Origin of the sequence: Erythrobacter fulvus (genome assembly GCF_028595285.1) — a bacterium.
Taxonomy (GTDB): domain Bacteria; phylum Pseudomonadota; class Alphaproteobacteria; order Sphingomonadales; family Sphingomonadaceae; genus Erythrobacter; species Erythrobacter fulvus.
Map to the genome: position 1 here is coordinate 34,189 of NZ_JAQQXQ010000003.1, position 17,030 is coordinate 51,218.

Annotated in this window: 14 protein-coding genes; 8 read left to right on the forward strand and 6 right to left on the reverse strand. The window is 64.5% G+C overall.

The genetic code is table 11. From position 1 onward, the window contains the following. Positions 1-50: 50 nt before the first annotated feature. A complete protein-coding gene (locus OIK40_RS04810) occupies positions 51-371 on the reverse strand; it encodes an outer membrane protein (RefSeq protein WP_273676678.1) in 321 nt (106 codons plus the stop codon). Here OIK40_RS04810 and OIK40_RS04815 point away from each other — a divergent pair. After that, the gene (locus OIK40_RS04815) at positions 356-823 is read left to right on the forward strand and encodes a nuclear transport factor 2 family protein (RefSeq protein ID WP_273676679.1); all 468 of its coding nucleotides are present in this window, start codon (positions 356-358) and stop codon (positions 821-823) included. The two genes, OIK40_RS04810 and OIK40_RS04815, sit on opposite strands and share 16 nt — an antisense overlap. Positions 824-836: 13 nt before the next feature. Here OIK40_RS04815 and OIK40_RS04820 read toward each other — a convergent pair whose 3' ends face one another. From OIK40_RS04820 to OIK40_RS04830, 3 genes are all read right to left on the reverse strand, one after another. Next, positions 837-1,694: an ROK family protein gene (locus OIK40_RS04820; RefSeq protein WP_273676680.1), complete on the reverse strand. Its 858-nt coding sequence runs from the start codon at positions 1,692-1,694 to the stop codon at positions 837-839. Continuing rightward, positions 1,694-2,779, reverse strand: coding sequence for a glycoside hydrolase family 68 protein (locus tag OIK40_RS04825; RefSeq protein WP_273676681.1), 1,086 nt, complete (start codon positions 2,777-2,779; stop codon positions 1,694-1,696). The genes OIK40_RS04820 and OIK40_RS04825 overlap by 1 nt, the downstream gene beginning before the upstream one ends. A 98-nt stretch (positions 2,780-2,877) precedes the next feature. Then, entirely contained in the window at positions 2,878-5,343 is a 2,466-nt protein-coding gene (locus OIK40_RS04830) for a TonB-dependent receptor domain-containing protein (RefSeq protein ID WP_273676682.1), read from the reverse strand. Between the two features lie 177 nt (positions 5,344-5,520). On the opposite strand from OIK40_RS04830, the gene OIK40_RS04835 reads away from it, so the two are divergent. Both OIK40_RS04835 and OIK40_RS04840 read left to right on the forward strand, forming a co-directional pair. Further along, positions 5,521-6,849: an MFS transporter gene (locus tag OIK40_RS04835; protein ID WP_273676683.1), complete on the forward strand. Its 1,329-nt coding sequence runs from the start codon at positions 5,521-5,523 to the stop codon at positions 6,847-6,849. A gap of 1 nt (position 6,850) precedes the next feature. After that, the gene (locus OIK40_RS04840) at positions 6,851-7,879 is read left to right on the forward strand and encodes a LacI family DNA-binding transcriptional regulator (RefSeq protein WP_273676684.1); all 1,029 of its coding nucleotides are present in this window, start codon (positions 6,851-6,853) and stop codon (positions 7,877-7,879) included. A 6-nt stretch (positions 7,880-7,885) separates the two neighbouring features. Here OIK40_RS04840 and OIK40_RS04845 read toward each other — a convergent pair whose 3' ends face one another. Beyond that, complete coding sequence (locus OIK40_RS04845) at positions 7,886-8,968, reverse strand: MBL fold metallo-hydrolase (protein ID WP_273676686.1); 1,083 nt, start codon at positions 8,966-8,968, stop codon at positions 7,886-7,888. 78 nt (positions 8,969-9,046) lie between these two features. After that, positions 9,047-9,898, reverse strand: a complete 852-nt coding sequence (asd, locus tag OIK40_RS04850) for an archaetidylserine decarboxylase (RefSeq protein WP_273676687.1) — start codon at positions 9,896-9,898, stop codon at positions 9,047-9,049. 175 nt (positions 9,899-10,073) lie between these two features. Here asd and OIK40_RS04855 point away from each other — a divergent pair, with 175 nt between their 5' ends. From OIK40_RS04855 to OIK40_RS04875, 5 genes are all read left to right on the forward strand, one after another. Beyond that, positions 10,074-13,634 (forward strand): hydantoinase B/oxoprolinase family protein, encoded by a 3,561-nt coding sequence (locus OIK40_RS04855; RefSeq protein ID WP_273676688.1) that lies wholly within the window; start codon positions 10,074-10,076, stop codon positions 13,632-13,634. After that, positions 13,631-14,302, forward strand: coding sequence for a DUF969 domain-containing protein (locus OIK40_RS04860; RefSeq protein ID WP_273676690.1), 672 nt, complete (start codon positions 13,631-13,633; stop codon positions 14,300-14,302). The genes OIK40_RS04855 and OIK40_RS04860 overlap by 4 nt, the downstream gene beginning before the upstream one ends. Then, the gene (locus OIK40_RS04865; RefSeq protein WP_273676691.1) at positions 14,299-15,249 is read left to right on the forward strand and encodes a DUF979 domain-containing protein; all 951 of its coding nucleotides are present in this window, start codon (positions 14,299-14,301) and stop codon (positions 15,247-15,249) included. Before OIK40_RS04860 ends, OIK40_RS04865 begins: the two co-directional genes overlap by 4 nt. Beyond that, entirely contained in the window at positions 15,240-16,229 is a 990-nt protein-coding gene (locus tag OIK40_RS04870; protein ID WP_273676692.1) for a DUF2891 domain-containing protein, read from the forward strand. Before OIK40_RS04865 ends, OIK40_RS04870 begins: the two co-directional genes overlap by 10 nt. Positions 16,230-16,521: 292 nt before the next feature. Then, positions 16,522-17,007: an Hsp20/alpha crystallin family protein gene (locus OIK40_RS04875; protein ID WP_273676693.1), complete on the forward strand. Its 486-nt coding sequence runs from the start codon at positions 16,522-16,524 to the stop codon at positions 17,005-17,007. The last annotated feature ends 23 nt before the right edge of the window (positions 17,008-17,030 follow it).

Sequence of the window (17,030 nt, forward strand, 5' to 3'; positions counted from 1 at the left end):
AAACAGACGGGTGCGACCGTCCGGGGACAGGGCCGCACCCGCATTGCGTTTCAGAAGTTGTAGATGACGTCGGCCAGCGCCTGGTGCTGGTCCCACTGGCCACCATTATTGCCGAAATCGCTGAAGCGATATTCGACCCGCGCGCTGATATTATCGGTGATCGCGCGTTCGACGCCGCCGCCGACCAGCCAGCCGTCGAGATTGTCGGACGCCTGATGCGGGCCTTCCTCGCCGCTCAGCGTGGTGCGCACCTGCAGGTTGGCGTAGCCGCCGCGCAGGTAGACCAGCGTCTTGTCATTGACGAGATAGCCTGCACGCGCGCTGAGATCGAAGCTGTAGCGTGGGTCGATGGTGATTGCGTTCCCGTCCACCCTTGCTGCCCTTTACCCTCGAAAGTGCGACCGAAAAGGTCAGGCTTGCCGAGTACGGCTGGAATACGCGCGACCCCGAACGGGTGGCGCTGGCCTATTCCCCGGACACGAAATGGCGCAACCGGGTCGAATTTCCGCAGGGGCGCGACGAGGTCTGTGAATTCCTCACCCGCAAATGGGCGCGCGAGCACGAATACCGGCTCGTCAAGGAGCTTTGGGCATTCACGGGCAATCGCATTGCGGTGCGTTATGCCTACGAATACCGTGACGACAGCGGCCAGTGGTTTCGCGCCTATGGTAACGAGAACTGGGAATTCGATGCCGACGTGTTGATGACCGGGCGGCACGCCAGCATCAACGAGAAACCGATCGCTCCAGAGGATCGCAAGCTGCACTTGCCGTTGGGGCCGCGTCCGGCCGATCATCCCGGGCTGACGGAACTCGGCTTTTAGTGGTTTTTGTGCCCTAGGCGGCTTTCGCGGCTAGCATCATTGCTCCGGTGATTCCTGCATCATCGCCGTAATGCGGACGGATGACGCGGTGGCGGTCGCCGCCAGGTAGATAGCCCGCGCCAAGCTGCGCAGTGCGTTCGGCAATGCGTTCGACCAGACCTTGCGTCTTGGCCACGCCGCCACCGATCACCACCCGCTCCGCCGCCAATGTGGCGAACAGCATGTGGCAGGCTTGTGCGACATAATCGGCGATGATCGCGTGCGCGGGATGATCCTGTGGCAGTTCCGAAAGCGATGCGCCCCAGCGGGCCTTGATCGCTGGCCCGCTGGCAAGCCCTTCGAGGCAGTCGCCATGATGCGGGCAGATGCCGGGAAAGTCGCGGTCCTCGGCATGTCGGCGCGGGTAGATATGGCCCATTTCCGGGTGCGCGATGCCGTGCACAGGCCTGCCGTCGAGCACCAGTCCGCCGCCGATCCCTGTGCCGATGGTGAGATAGGCGAGGCTGCGGCAACCCTGCGCTTCGGCCGCGGCATATTCCGCCAGCGCGGCTGCGCCCACATCGGTGTCGAAACCCACCGGCACGCCCAGGCGATCTGTGAAGAAACCGGCGATGTCGCAATCCGTCCAACCAGGCTTGGGCGTATTGGTGATGTGCCCCCAGCCGACCGAAGCGGGATCGAGCGCGACCGGACCGAAGCTGCCGATGCCCAGCGCGTCGATCCGCCCTTGCGTGTCGAACCACGCCGCTGCTGCGGCAAGAGTGGTCGCCGGATCGCGGGTCGGGATCGTATGGCGCGCAGCAATGGTATCGGGGGATGGCCCCACCGCCAGCACGAACTTGGTCCCCCCTGCCTCGATCGCGCCCAGCATCAGAGAGCGGTCTCCGGCGTTGCAGCATGGATTGTCGCCCGATCGCCATCGAGCTCCAATCGCAGCAACGGTGCGGGCACGCCCCCGAAGCTGCCGTCGGGGAGCATATCGACAAAGCTGCACACGGTCAGCGAGGCGTCGACATACCAGCTATAGGTCTGCAGCGGGCGGTCGGCGGGATTGGCAAGCACCAGTCCCGTGCCGTTTAGCGGCCGCCACGGTCCGGCCATGCTGTCCGCCACCATCCCGTAGAGCCCCCCCGGTGCATCGCGCAGTTCCGGCGCGAAAGTCGCGGTCTGCGTCGACCAGAAAGCGTAGTAATGTTTCACGTGAAACACCAGATGGGCCCGTTCCAGCTCGTTGTTGACGCCTTCCGAATGGAGACACGGCGGGGCGAGGGCCCACCCTGAAGGCCCCTTGCGCGCCAAACCGAAGGCACCGTTGAAGGCGCTGTCCGATCCGGCAAGCGAGGCGGTGAAGGCGAGATATTCGGTGCCGTCGGCGGGATCGCGGAACCATGCCGGGTCCCGGAACGCCTTGATTGTTCCGGGTGCCCCGTCATGCGCGTCGGCAGGCATGTAGAACGTGCCGTAACCTTCGATCAGCGGCTTTGGATCAGACCAGCCGTGCGGCAGGCCATCGTCGCCGATCCGGGCGGATGCCGCCCACAATTCCTGCTGGTAACCGCCAGCCTTCATGCTCGTGCCTGCGGCGGTGAAGAACAGCGTCAGCATCCCGTCATCAAGCAGCGCGGAGCCTGCCCATTCGCGTTCGTAAGGAACGGCGAAATCCGGCAGGGCGGGGCCGAGATCGCGCCAGTCATCGCCGCGCCGTTCGATCAGGTGGATCTTCGCCTCGAAATGGCGCAGTGCCGGGTCGCCGCGGTCGGGCGCGGTCAGGGCCATCCACAATTGGCGTCCTGCGATCACGGTCCGCGCACCGTGTGCATCCTGCACCGGCCACATATCCCAGTAGAGCCTGCCCGGATCGAGCCGCGAGCGGTCGGGCGCCGTCACCGGCGGGATCGTCACCGCGGCTTCCCGCGTGATCGCGCGCACATGCTCGGCTCTCCAGACGCTCGTCATGACAGCAGTCTATCCCGTTTATGAATTCGAAAAAGGGGGCTGGCCGCCCAGCAAGGGGGGAGAGCAGGCGGCCAGCCCTTGGTTTGCGATGCGGACGATCAGAAGTCGAAGCGCACCGAAGCCAGTACCGTCCGTCCCGCGATCGATCGAGCGCGCACGATGCCGTTGGCCGGAATGGAACCTTCCTCCGCCTCGGTGAAACCGGTGGCGTTGAACAGGTTGGTGGCATTGAGGCCCAGCTCGATCCGATCGATCGGGCGGAAGGCAAGGAAGGCGTTCACCTGCGCAAAGGCAGGCAGCTTCAGTTGGTTGGAATCCTGCGTGAAGCTGTCGGTGGTGCCGACGATATTCGCGCCCACCGTGAAGGCGTCCTGTTCGTATTGTGCAGTTGCCTGATAGACCAGATCTGCCTGACGGCGCGGACGATTGCCCAGCACTGTCGCATCGAGCGCATCCTTGATTTCCGCGTCGGTCCAGGTTGCACCTGCCGACAGGCTGAAGGGGCCGGTACGGTAGGAGCCTTCCAGCTCTAGGCCGAATGCCTCATAGGTGGTATCGAACAGCACGACCGGCGCGATGTCGACATTGGTTTCGGCCGTTTCGGCATAGAAACCGGTGGCATAGACTGCCAGCCCGCCGGACTGATACTTCAGGCCCGCTTCCAGCTGGTCGACCCGTGCGACAACGCCCGCATCGCCGCCCGGCAGACTGCCGTCGACGGTGCTGACCGCAGGCGAGAACAGGCTGCGATCGGCAGTGTGGCGGCCGCCCTGACTATAGCGAGCGAAGATGCCCAGATCATCGGTCAGCAGGTAGTTCGCGCCGAGCGAGAAGCTGAAATAGTCGAAGTCGTAATTGACCGGACGGGCATTGCCGAGCGGCAACACACTGGTCTGCGCTTCGGCCGGGCTGATGGCCCCGTCATTGTCGAAATCGAAGCTGGTCAGCCCGATGCCGAAGCCGCTGTCGGCCCCGGTGATCGTCCCGCTGGCATCGCCGAAATCGTAGCGGATGCTGGCGTCCAGGGTCAGCCGGTCGAGTTCGACAGAAAGCGACGCGAAGGGCGCATAGGTGCTGTAGTCGACGTCGTAATTGCGACGGCAGCAATTGCCGAAGAAGCTTGCGCCGAAGCCGACCGTGCCGTTCTGGGTGACGAGATCGCCGCCCGCGTCACGAATGTCGACCAGCACGGCATTGCCGTCGCCCTCGACCGTCTGGACGTGGCTGGTCCACAGCCAGTCGGTATCGATCGACTGGCGCGAAAGGTAGAAGCCGGTGGTAAAATTGGCCGAGCCGCCGCCGAAATCGAATTCCTTGTTGATGCGGAAATCATTGGTGACGTTGTCGAGACTGTTGAGCCGGACGTTGAACACGACGACATTGGCGAGCAGGCCGTTGCCGCCGATGGTGGCCGGGTTGGCGACCCCGCCGGCGTTCGGCCCGGTGGCGAAGCTGATCGTCGAGCCCGCGCCGCCGATGGCGTTGGCGATGTCCTGCGCGGCGCCGGCCCCGGCCGGGAAGGGCGACTGGAAGCTGCCCGAATTGTCGGCAAAGCGGAAACGGTTGGTCAGCGTCCAGCCGCCGCCCACGTCGATCTCGCTCTCGATCCCGAAGGCGAGGCTCTTGACCGAAAGCCCGTCACGGAAATCGTAACGCGCCGGATTGTTCGCCCCATCGAGCGTTACCGCCGGGGTCAGGAACGGGCTGTAAAGCGAATCCGTGCGCGGGTCGAAGCCGGGGATCGCGTTGTAATCGGGGTTGGCATTGGTGCCGCCGACGAACACCGGCTGCGGCAGGATCGTCGGGGTCTTGTCGTCGAGATACTTGGCCGACAGACGCACGTAACCGCCGTCGAAGCTTTTGGTGATGTTGGCCTTGATCTGGCCGCCGTCATAGCCGTTGTAGCCGATGTCGCGCGGGCCTTCGCCGGTGCGGTAGAAGCCGCCGATGTGGAAGGTCAGATCATCGGCCAGCGGCGCACCGTAATCGAAATCGAGCCGGTAGCTTTCGAAATCGAGCCCGACACTTCCCTGGATCGCGCCGCCTTCGCGCTCACCGGTCTTGGAGATGAAGTTGATGACCGCGCCCGGCGCGTTGGAAGCGAAGGTCGAGGCCGAGCCGCCGCGCACCGCTTCGACCCGTGCGACAGAACGGTCGGCGCGCAGGAAGTTGTCGGCATTGCCGAAGATGATGTCGCCGAATTCGAGGATCGGCAGGCCGTCTTCCTGCAGCTGGATATAGCGCGCACCGCCGGTCGACACCGGAATACCGCGCACCGCGATATTGGCGTTGCCTTCGCCGCCTGAGGCTTCGGAACGGATGCCGGGGATTTGGCGGATCAGGTCGGCCGATGACGGTGCGGCGAGATTGGCGATGGTGTCCGCGCCGATGGTGCTGACCGAGACCGAGCTTTCGATCCGGTTCTGCCCGCGGGCCACAGCGGTGACGATGATTTCATTGCCTTCGGCTGCGGCCGAATCGCTGACGGTCTCGTCCTGGGCAAAGGCCGGGCTCATCAGGCTGCACAGGGCTGCACTGGCGCAAAGCGCGTGACGCAATTTCATGATCTCTCTCCTCTCGGGTTCGCGCTTCTCTGGCGACGACGACGGTATGCCTAACGCTGTTGCAAACGTTTGCAACAGGAATCTTGCAAACGTTTGCAAATTTCCCCCGATCGTGTCACTCCGGTATCGCAGCGTGACGTGACGATTGCGCGCGACGAGAGGATCAGGACAAGGCAAATGACGGAAAAACCGCGCCTTTCGCTGTTGCGAATCATAGAGATGAACATCGGCTTCTTCGGTCTGCAGTTTTCTTTCGGGCTGCAACAGGCCAATATGGGCCCGATTTATGGCTTCCTCGGCGCGGACGAGGCGACCATGCCGCTGTTGTGGCTGGCGGGGCCAATGACCGGCCTGATCATCCAGCCGATCGTCGGCGCGATGAGTGATCGTACCAGCACCCGCATGGGCCGGCGCACCCCCTATTTCCTGATCGGCGCAGTGATTTGCACCCTGTCGCTGTTCGCCATGCCCTATTCGAGCACCTTGTGGATGGCGGCGAGCCTGTTGTGGATCCTCGATGCGGGCAACAACATCACGATGGAGCCCTACCGCGCCTACGTGGCCGACCGCCTAGCAGCCGATCAGCGTTCGACCGGATTCCTGACCCAGAGCGCCTTTACCGGGCTGGCCCAGACCCTGTCCTATCTCGCGCCGTCGCTGCTCACCGCTTTCGTCGCGCGCGATGTGCTGGATGCCAACGGCATTCCGGTGATCGTCCGCATTGCTTTCGTCATCGGCGCGATCCTGTCGATCTCCACCATCGTGTGGTCGGTATGGCGGGTGCCGGAACTGCCGCTTGATGCGGGCGAGCAACTCGAATTGGCGAGCAAACCGCTCACCGCAAGCGCAACGATTGCCGAAATCCGCGACGCTATCCGCGAAATGCCGCGCCCTATGAAGCAGCTCGCCGGCGCCATGTTGTGCCAATGGTATGCGATGTTCGCCTATTGGCAGTACATCACCTTCGCTGTCGGCCGCAGCCTTTACGATACCAGCGATCCGGCCAGCGCCGCGTTCCGCGAAGCGACCTTGACCACCCAGCAGGCGGGCGCGCTTTACAATTTCATCGCATTCCTTGGCGCGCTGGCGCTGATACCGGTGGTGAAGCGCTTTGGTGCCCGCCACGTCCATGCTGTCTGCCTCGCGGCCTCGGGGGCGGCAATGCTGATGATCCCCGGTGTATCGACGCCGGCGGCGCTGTTTGTGCTGATGCTGGGTATCGGCATCGGCTGGGCCGGGATGATGGGCAACACCTATGTCATGCTCGCCGACTGCATCCCGCCGCGGCGCAACCGCATTTATATGGGCATCTTCAACCTGTTCATCGTCATTCCGATGCTGATCCAGACGCTTACCATGCCGCTGATCTACCGCCCGCTGCTTGGCGGAGATCCGCGCCACGTGCTGATGCTGGGCGGCGTCTTGATGCTGGCGGGTGCGCTGGCTACCCTGATGGTTGATGCGGGTCACCGGCACCCGCGCGAACAGGGGCTGGCAACGGGCTAGAATGTCGACAGACAACGAGCGGACCCCTCGCGGGACTGTGCGCACGATTACCGATCTTGCGCGGATCGCCGGGGTTTCCCCCGGCACGGTGTCGCGCGCGCTCGCCGGCAAGAGCCTTGTCAACACCAAGACCCGCGAGAAGATCGAGGCGATTGCCCGCGAGCACGGCTTCCGTCCCAACCAGATGGCAAGCGGGCTGCGCCGTCAGAAGACCGGGGTGATCGGTGTTGTCATCCCGCTCGGCCACGATACCCGCCAGCAGATTTCCGACAGTTTCTTCATGACCTTGCTCGGATACCTGGCCGACGAGCTGACGCGCGAGGGTTACGATCTGATGCTGCGCCGCGTGGTGCCGGAAACCGATGCCGACTGGCTCGACCGGTTCATCGGTTCGGGTATGATCGACGGCGTGATCGTGATCGGTCAGTCCGACCAGTTCGACAGGATCGAGGATGTCGCCGACGGCTATCTGCCGATGGTTGTCTGGGGCAATCATACCGAAGGGCAGCGCCACTGCGTTGTCGGCACCGACAACCGCCTTGGCGGCAGGTTGGCGGCAGAGCGCCTGATCGCCGCGGGGGCAAGCCGCCTTGCTTTCCTTGGTGATACCAAGCCGATGGAATTTGCTGCGCGCTATGCCGGGGCGCAGGATATCGCCGCGCGCATGGGCGTACCGATCGTCGCACTGCCGACCCACCTTTCGCCCGATCACGCGGGCGAGGAAATCGCGCGGCACCTCGGCGATCACGCAGGGAACATCGACGGCATATTCGCCGCGACCGACACACTCGCCGCGCTATGCCTCACCGCGCTGCGCGAACGCGGGATCGCTGTGCCGGACGACATGCGGCTCGTCGGTTTCGACGATTTGCCAATCGCGCGCCAGACTGTCCCGCCGCTCACCACCGTGCGTCAGGACATTGCCGCAGGCGCGCGCGGGCTGGTCGATCTGCTGTTGCGGCGGTTGGCGGGGGAGAGCACGGAAAGCCTTGTTCTGCCCCCGAACCTCGTCATCCGCCAGTCGGCCTGATGCGGATCACAGGACGTGGGTGTAGTCGATTGTCTGCGAACCTGCGGGCAGACTGACCAGATCGCCATCATCGCCAAGCCGGATATCGCCGCCGAAGGCTTTACCGGTGCCTTCGAGAAACATGTTCTCGATCAGCGAGGAGGGCATTGGCGGGATGGTGTGATAATAGACCAGCATCCGCGCCCCGGCGAGGGCGGCGATCCGGGCGGCATCGACCGGATCGGTATGATATCCTGGAATATCGGCCAGCACCTTGGCGACCGGCTTGGCACCATTTCGCTGGGCTGCCTCTCCCATCGTGGCGATCATGTCCACATCGAGAGCCTCGTGGAACATAACGTCCACGCCTTTGGATGCCTCGGCGAAAGCGGGATCGAAGGCGGTATCGCCACTGATTGCGATTGATCGGCCCTTGTAGTCGATGCGGTAGCCATAGGCGTCCTTGACTGGGTCGTGCGAGACCCGGATCGCGGTTACGACGAGGTCTCCGTCGCGCAGCACCTCGACGCTGGTGGCACCTTCGGGGATCACGATTTCTTCGGGTGCCAAGCCGTAACCCGCCGGATTGGCGACCTCGGGGCCGTGATGTGCGGTGCGATAGCCGCTGTCGATACGGTAGGCGAGATTGAAGCCCTCGGCGAGTTCGGCGGTGCCCGGCGGGCCGAGCATTGGCAGCGGGACGGCGCGGGCATTGGGCACCCAGCTCTGCACCATGAGTTCGCCAAGCCCGTCGAAATGGTCGGAATGCAGGTGGGTAAGGAACAGCTTGTCGGTGCGGCCAACCGGAAAGCCCATGCGTCCCAGCACCCGGATGCTGCCGGATCCGACGTCGAAGATCATCCGCTGCTGGCCCGCGATCACGCCAAGGCACGCCCCCGCACGATCGGGATCGGCCATCGGCGAGCCGGAACCGCAAACATAGACATGGAGACCATCCGGAAGCGCCGCGCTGGGATCCCTGCCGAGATTGCGGTCGACCTCGTATTCGAACACCGCCTGTGTCAACGGGCCTTGGGCAACCTTGAAACCCGCGAAACCTGCGACGGCGATCCCGGCAACGACAAGAGCGAATTTGGCGCTACGCTTCATTGAACAATCCTCCCCTCCAGCCCCTTTTCGGCTCTTTGTTCGCGCGCGGCAACCGCTGCATCCGGCAGGGCGTCCGCCTTAACTCGCGAGCCGCCGTCCGATCGCTTGCCCCATCCGCAGCGCATCGCCCGGCACGAGTTCTTTCAGCCATTCGACTCGCCCCGGTTCGAACAACAGCACAACCGTAGAGCCGAGGTAGAACCGGCCCATCTCGTCCCCGGCGGCAAAATCATGTGCCGCGGCTGCGAATTCCTCGCGCACCGGGGCAGGGGCGTGGGTCCGGAAATGATTTCCCCAGACGGTGTCGATCCCCGCGACGATCATCGCTCCGACCATGATGCTGGCGAAATGCCCGTCCGGCCCATCGAACAGGCACGCCAGCCGCTCGTTGCGGGCGAACAGGCGATCGACCCCTTCGGCCGTCTCCTGATTGACCGAGAACAGGTCGCCCGGAAGATAGGCGGTCGAATTGAGGCGGCCCGCAGCCGGCATGTGCACGCGGTGGTAATCGCGCGGCGACAGGTAGATCGTCATGAATCGTCCGCCTTCGAACCGCGCTGCCGCCGCTTCGTCGCTCTCGCCGAGGATTTCCGCCACGCTGTAATCGCGGCCCTTGGCTTGCAGGATGCGTCCGCCGGTAATCGGCCCGAGCTGGCTGATTGCGCCGTCGGCGGGACTGAGGATGAAGGCATCGGCATCGGCAAGCGGCCGCGCACCGGGCTTTAATTCGCGCGTGAAGAAATCGTTGAAGCTGGCGAATTGCCCGATCCCGCGTGCCGCCTCGCTCAGATCGACGTTGAAGGCAGCAACAAAGCGCCGGATCAGCTGGTCGCGAAGCCACGGCTGCTCGCTCGCCGCCAGCGCTCCGGCAAGCCGGGAGAGAGTGTGCTGGGGAACGAGATGCTGGAGCGCGATGAAGGTAGAGGGCATGGGTAGGTTCGCTATCGTGGGGAAGGCAGGGCGCGGGTCGTCGTTATCCTTCCCGCTCCCTAGCCCCAAGCCGCCCGTGTCGGCCAGCCGGAAAACAGTACCGCCGGCGAAACCACCTGCCGAAAGCCGCCCGCGCACCCTTGCAATCCCGCGCGCCTCGGACGACACCCGCGCCATGAGCATGGCACCCTCCGGCGCATGGCGGTTCGCGATCGATCGCGGCGGCACCTTTACCGATGTCGTGGCCACTACGCCGCAAGGACTGTTGGTGACCGACAAACTGCTGAGTGAGAACCCCGGCCATTATGCCGACGCCGCGAGCGAGGCAGTGCGGCGATTGATGGCGCGGTTTGGGGACGCACCGATTGCCGAACTGCGCATCGGCACCACAGTCGCCACCAATGCGCTGCTGGAACGCAAAGGGGAACGGCTGGCGCTCGTGACCACCCGTGGCTTTGCCGATGCTCTGAGGATCGGGACGCAGGCGCGGCCCGAAATCTTTGCGCGGCACATCATCCTGCCCGAGCAACTGCCCGCCAAAGTGATCGAGATCGACGAGCGTGTCGCGGCCGACGGCACGGTGCTGCGCCCGCTTGATCGCGAATCGGCGAAAACTGCGTTCGCGGCTTTGCGCGCCGAAGGTTTCGATGCGCTCGCCATCGTGCTGATGCACGGATGGCAATATCGCGATCACGAAACCGCGCTGGCACAGCTGGCGCGCGCGGCCGGTTTTGCGCAGGTGAGTGTCAGTCACGAGGTCGCCCCCCTGATCCGCTTCGTGCCGAGGGGCGATACGACTGTGGTCGACGCCTATCTCTCCCCGGTCCTGCGCCGCTATACCAATACGCTGCGCCGGGAATTGCCTGCGGCGGCAAGGCTGCGCTTCATGCAGTCCAACGGCGGGCTTGCCGAGGTCGGCGCGTTCAGGGGCAAGGACGCGATCCTGTCCGGCCCGGCGGGCGGCGTGGTGGGCATGGTCGCCGCGAGCGCACCGCTTGGCCATGATCGGCTGATCGGCTTCGACATGGGCGGTACCAGCACCGATGTCGCGCATTATGCCGGACAATACGAACTGACAGGTGATAGCGTGGTGGCAGGCGTGCGGGTGGCCGCGCCGATGATGCAGATTCACACTGTGGCGGCGGGCGGCGGCTCGATCTGTGCCTTCGACGGTTCGCGCTTCCGGGTCGGGCCGGAGAGCGCCGGAGCCGATCCGGGACCGGCATGCTATCGCAAGGGCGGCCCGCTGACGATCACCGATTGCAACCTGTTCCTGGGGCGGATCGATCCCGCCTTTTTCCCGCATGTCTTCGGCCCTGAAGGCGACGCGCCGCTCGATCCGCAGGCTGCCCGGGCGCGGCTTGAGGAGGTGGCTGCCGCGCTGCCCGAGCCGAGGCCACTGAAGGACATTGCCGAAGGCTTTCTCGCGATCGCGGTCGACAACATGGCCAACGCCATCCGCAAGATCAGCGTCGCGCGAGGGCATGACGTGACGACCTATGCACTCGCCTGTTTCGGCGGGGCAGGGGGCCAGCACGCCTGCAAGGTCGCCGATGCTCTGGGGATGGAGACTGTGCTGGTGCATCCGCTAGCCGGGATGCTTTCGGCTTTCGGTATCGGGCTCGCGCCGGTGAAGGCAATTCGTGAGGTCAGTATCGTCCGGCCGCTGGGGGAAAGTTTCGCCGCGTCGCTGGCCGCGCTGGAGGATGAGGCCCGCAGCCCGCTCGTCGAACAGGGGATTGCCGCCGATGCCGTGACGCTCGAAGCGCGCGCGCGGCTACGTTTTGCGGGGAGCGACAGTGTGCTCACCATCCCCGTCGATGCGCCGCAAGCTATGGATGCCGCGTTCCGCAAGTTGCACCGCCAGCGCTTTGGCTATTCCGATGCCGAGGCCGCGATCATCGTCGAGGCGCTGAGTGTCGAGGCGAGCGGGCAGGCAGGCGGGCTCGGCAGTGCTGCCGCCGAACCCCAGACGGTGCGGGGCGAGGCTTCAAGTCGATGGCCCACCATCGCGCGGAGCGCCATGGCATCGGGCGAGGCCTATCCCGGCCCGCTGCTGGTGATCGATCCAGGTTCAACCACGGTGGTGGAGGATGGCTGGCAGGCGCGGCTGGCTAACGAAGGCAGCCTGATCCTTACCCGTGCCGTGGCGATGGCGCGCGAACAGGCCGCTGGAACCGCTGTCGATCCGGTGCGGCTGGAGATATTCAACAACCTGTTCATGGCGATTGCCGAGGAAATGGGTGTGGTGCTGCAATCCACCGCCACCTCGGTCAACATCAAGGAACGGCTCGATTTCTCCTGTGCGCTGTTCGACGCGAGCGGTGCGCTGATCGCCAATGCACCGCACATTCCCGTCCACCTCGGCAGCATGGGCGATTCCATCGCTCGCGTGATCGAAGCCCGGGGACAAAGCCGCGACGGGCGCGGGTTTCGCAGGGGCGATGCCTATGTCCTCAACGATCCCTATCGCGGCGGCACCCATCTGCCCGACATCACCGTGATCGTGCCGGTATTTTATAGCGAGGAAAGCGTCGAGCCTGACGCCTTCGTCGCCGCGCGCGGGCACCATGCCGATATCGGCGGGATCGCCCCCGGTTCGATGCCGCCCGAAAGCCGCACGATCGAAGAGGAAGGCGTGCTGATCGACAATCTGCTGATGGTCGATGAAGGTACTTTCCGCGATGCGGCGGTGCGTAACGTGCTGTCCAATGGGCCGCGTCCGGCGCGCAATCCGGCGCGCAACCTTTCCGATCTGCGCGCCCAGCTCGCCGCCTGCACCCGTGGAGCCGAATTGCTGGAAAGTGCCGCGCGCGAACATGGGGCCAAGGTTGTCGCCGCCTATATGGGCCACGTCATCGCCAATGCCGAGGAAAGCGTGCGCCGGTTGCTGGACAGGCTTGACGACGGCGAATTCGCCTATGAAATGGACAATGGCGCGGCGGTGAAGGTGGCCATCCGTGTTGACCGCGAAAGCCGTTCGGCGGTGTTCGACTTCACCGGAACGAGCGCGCAATTGCCCGATAATTTCAACGCCCCGCGCGCGATCACCCGCGCCGCCGCGCTCTATGTGCTGCGCACACTGATCGATGATGCGATCCCGATGAACGACGGGTGCCTGCGGCCGGTGACGCTGGTGGTGCCGGAGGGTTCGATGCTGAACCCCCACCCCGGCGCGGCGGTGGTGGCGGGCAATGTCGAGACCAGCCAGGTCGTCACGGACGCGCTGTTCGCAGCAACGGGCCGGCTCGCGCCGTCGCAGGGGACGATGAACAATTTCACCTTCGGCAACGAAAACCACCAGTATTACGAGACGATCTGCGGCGGTTCGGGCGCTGGGCCGGATCATGACGGTACAGACGCTGTGCAGACCCACATGACCAATTCGCGCCTAACCGATCCCGAAATCCTAGAAACCCGCCTGCCGGTCCGGCTCGACGAGTTTGCTATCCGGCGCGGTTCCGGCGGGGCCGGGCGGCATCGCGGCGGCGACGGAGTGGTGCGGCGCGTGACCTTCCTTGAGGAAATGCGCGCCAACATGCTCGCCAACCGCCGAAAGGTGGCGCCGCGCGGAATTTGCGGTGGGGGCGATGCGCTGCCCGGTCGCAACTGGGTCGAACGGCTCGACGGCACCCGCGAGGAACTAGGCGCAACCGGATCGGCGGCAATGCGCCCGGGCGATACTTTCGTGATCCTGACGCCCGGCGGGGGCGGTTTCGGGGAGGGAACGGCGTGAATTACTGGCCGCTTCTCGGGATCGCGCTGGTTGTGATCGGCTTTGCGCTGCGGTTCAATCCGCTGCTGGTGGTGGTCGGCGCAGCCGTGGCCACGGGCTTGCTTGCGGGACTCGATCCGGTCGCCGTGATCGAGGCATTGGGCAAGGCCTTCAACGACAACCGCTACATTTCGGTCACGTGGATCATCCTGCCGGTGATCGGGCTGCTCGAACGACACGGGCTGCAGGAACGTGCCCGTGCAGTGATTGCGGGTGTGCGCGGGGCGACGATGGGGCGGCTGCTGGTGATCTATCTCGGCTTCCGCCAGATCACCGCGGCGCTGGGCATGAAGGACATCGGCGGTCACCCGCAAGCCGTCCGCCCGCTGGTCGCGCCGATGGCGGAAGCGGCGGCGGAGCAATCGCACGGGCCGCTGGCAGATGACGAGCGCGAACAGGTGCGCGCCATGGCCGCGGCGACCGACAATATCGGGCTGTTCTTCGGCGAGGACATCTTTTTCGCCATCGCGTCGATCCTGCTGATCCAGGGGGTGTTCGAAAGCGCAGGCTACCCGCTCACGCCGCTGCAATTGTCGGTCTGGGCGATCCCGACCGCGATCTGCGCCTTCATCATCCATTCGTGGCGGATCACCGCGCTCGACCGCAGGCTGGGGAGGGTGCGGGCGTGATCACCTATGAATGGCTCTACTTGCTCGCGGGGGCGTTTTTCGCGGGTTGGTCAATCCTCAGCCTGCGCGACCGGCGGATCGGCAATGCTGCCTTCTGGGGCGTGCTGGCGGCGAGTTTCTTTCTCGGCAGCCATGTCTCGGACTTCGTCAACGGGGTGCTGGTGCTGGCGCTGGTGACGATTGCGGGCGCGGGCGGAATTAAGCGCAGTGCGCCTGCCACCACCACCCTGGCAGAGCGGGTCGGAGATGCCGAACGGTTCGGCAACCGCCTGTTCTACCCCGCGTTGATCGTGCCTGTCACGGCAGTGGCGGGGACGCTGCTCTACAACTACACCCCGTTCGGCGAGACCGGTCTGTTCGAGCCGCGGCGCGAGACGCTGTTGCTGTTCGGGATCGGCGTACTGGTGGCGCTTGCGGCCGCGACGGTGTGGCTGCGCCCGCCGTTGCTTGCGCCTGCCGAGGAAGGGCGGAGGCTGCTGGATTCGATCGGCTGGGCGGCGATCCTGCCGCAAATGCTCGCCGCGCTGGGCGCGGTTTTCGCGCTGGCGGGCGTTGGCGAGATCATCGGCGCGCTGGCGGGCGGGGCGATCCCCGAAGGCAGTGTGTTGCTGACCGTGGTGGTCTTCGCACTCGGCATGGTGCTGTTCACGATGATCATGGGCAATGCCTTCGCCGCCTTCCCGGTGATGGTGGCCGCGATCGGTATTCCGTTGCTGGTGGAGGAATATGGCGGCAACCCGGCAGTGATTGGCGCGGTGGGGATGCTGGCGGGTTTCTGCGGTACGCTGATGACTCCGATGGCGGCGAACTTCAACATCGTGCCCGCCGCGCTGCTGGAACTGAATGATCAGAACGCGGTGATCCGCCAGCAGATCGGCACGGCGTTGCCGCTGCTCGCTTGCAACATCGTCATCATCTATGTCGGAGCCTTCCTGCTGTGGAACTGACCGAGGATATCGCCCGCAATTTCGCGCGCATCGCGCTGGGCCACGTGGCGCGGCCTTATCCCTACGTGGACCAGCACGTATTCGAGAGCGAGGCGGACTTGCGCCTGCCGCGCGCCGCGCATCCCGTTTTCTTCGGCAGTTTCGACTGGCATTCCTGCGTCCACGGCTGGTGGACCCTGCTGACGTTGCGGCGGCTCTATCCCAATATGCCCGAAGCGTTGGAAATTGCCGCACTGGCCGATGAAACTTTCACCCCTGAAAAACTGGCGATCGAACTGGCCTATCTCGACCGGCCGTCCTCGCGCGGGTTCGAACGGCCTTATGGCTGGGGCTGGCTGCTCTATCTCCACCACGAGGCCGAGCAGCACGGGGATGCGGAATGGGGCGCGCGGCTGAAGCCACTGGCGCGGGCGTTTGCCGACAGGTTGCGGGATTACCTGCGCATTCTGACTTATCCGATCACCGTCGGCACGCATTACAATACGGCCTTTGCCCTGATCCTTGCCCGGCGCTGGGCAGCCCGGCGCGATCCGGCGCTTGCGGCATTGATCGATCAATGGGCCGAACACGCCTTCGGTCACCGCACTAACTATGCAGGTTGGGAGCCGGGTGGGGACGAGTTCCTTTCTCCCGTCCTTACTGCCGCACTGCTGATGGCCGAGGTGCGCCCGCACCTGTCCTTTGCGCCATGGTTCGAGGCACTCGTGATCGCAAACGGCTGGCTCGCCCGCGAATGCATGCCGGTATTCGTCTCCGATCGCAGCGACGGCAAGATCGCACATCTCGACGGGCTCAATCTCAGCCGCGCGTGGTGCCTGCTCGGCTGCGCGAAGGCGCTTAGCGATCAGGCTCTTCGGCAGCTTCTTCACAAGCGCGCAGAGGATCATCTCGACGCAGCTCTGCCGCACGTCGCGGGCGATTACATGGGCGAACACTGGCTGGCGAGTTTTGCGCTGCTTGCCTTGCTCCCAACCGAGTGACGGTCCCACACGCCCTTTAGCGGGAATCGCGGACGTCGCCGTTCTTGCGTGATCATGCCTCCGCCTGGGTGCAGGCAATCGGGAAGCAGCTTTTGGGGGAAGCGAACTTGCCGCGATTGCCTGCCGTGACAGATAAACACACCAACGCGTGTGCTCCCAATCCGTGAATGCCCCGAACTGTGCTTCCGTAGGTTTACCGATCCACTCCGGACGGTGACAGGCATAGCCTTGACCCAAGTTGCAGGCGTCAGGACCCGACTGCAACACACCGCGAGAGGAGGAGCAGGAAGCGATGAACAAGCAATCGGAAATGGTCCCCGTGCAGGCATCGGCAGAGCATGGTCTTGCGGCGGTCTTCGGTCGTTTGCGTAACGAGATCGACCAGCTTTTTGACGATTTCAGCATGCCTTCCCAGATGCGCCGTCTGTTCCCGCTGCCCGACGGCACCAACTTCAGCCCGTTGGTCGAACTGAAGGACAAGCAAGATCATTACGAACTGGCGATTGAAGTGCCGGGCATGGAGGACAAGGACATCGACGTCGAATTCGCCGATGGTGTCCTATCGATTTCGGGCGAGAAGCGTGAGGAAAGCGAGGAGACATCGGGCGGCTGCCTGATCAGCGAGCGTAGCTATGGCAGCTTCCAGCGACGTCTCGGCATGCCGCCCGACGTCGATCCGGAACAGATCGATGCCAAGTTCCGCCAAGGCGTGTTGAAGATCACTATCGGCAAGGACAAGGAAGCGGCGCGCCGCGTCCGCAAGATCGCGGTCGGTTGATCTTGGGCCACGTGTCTTTGACC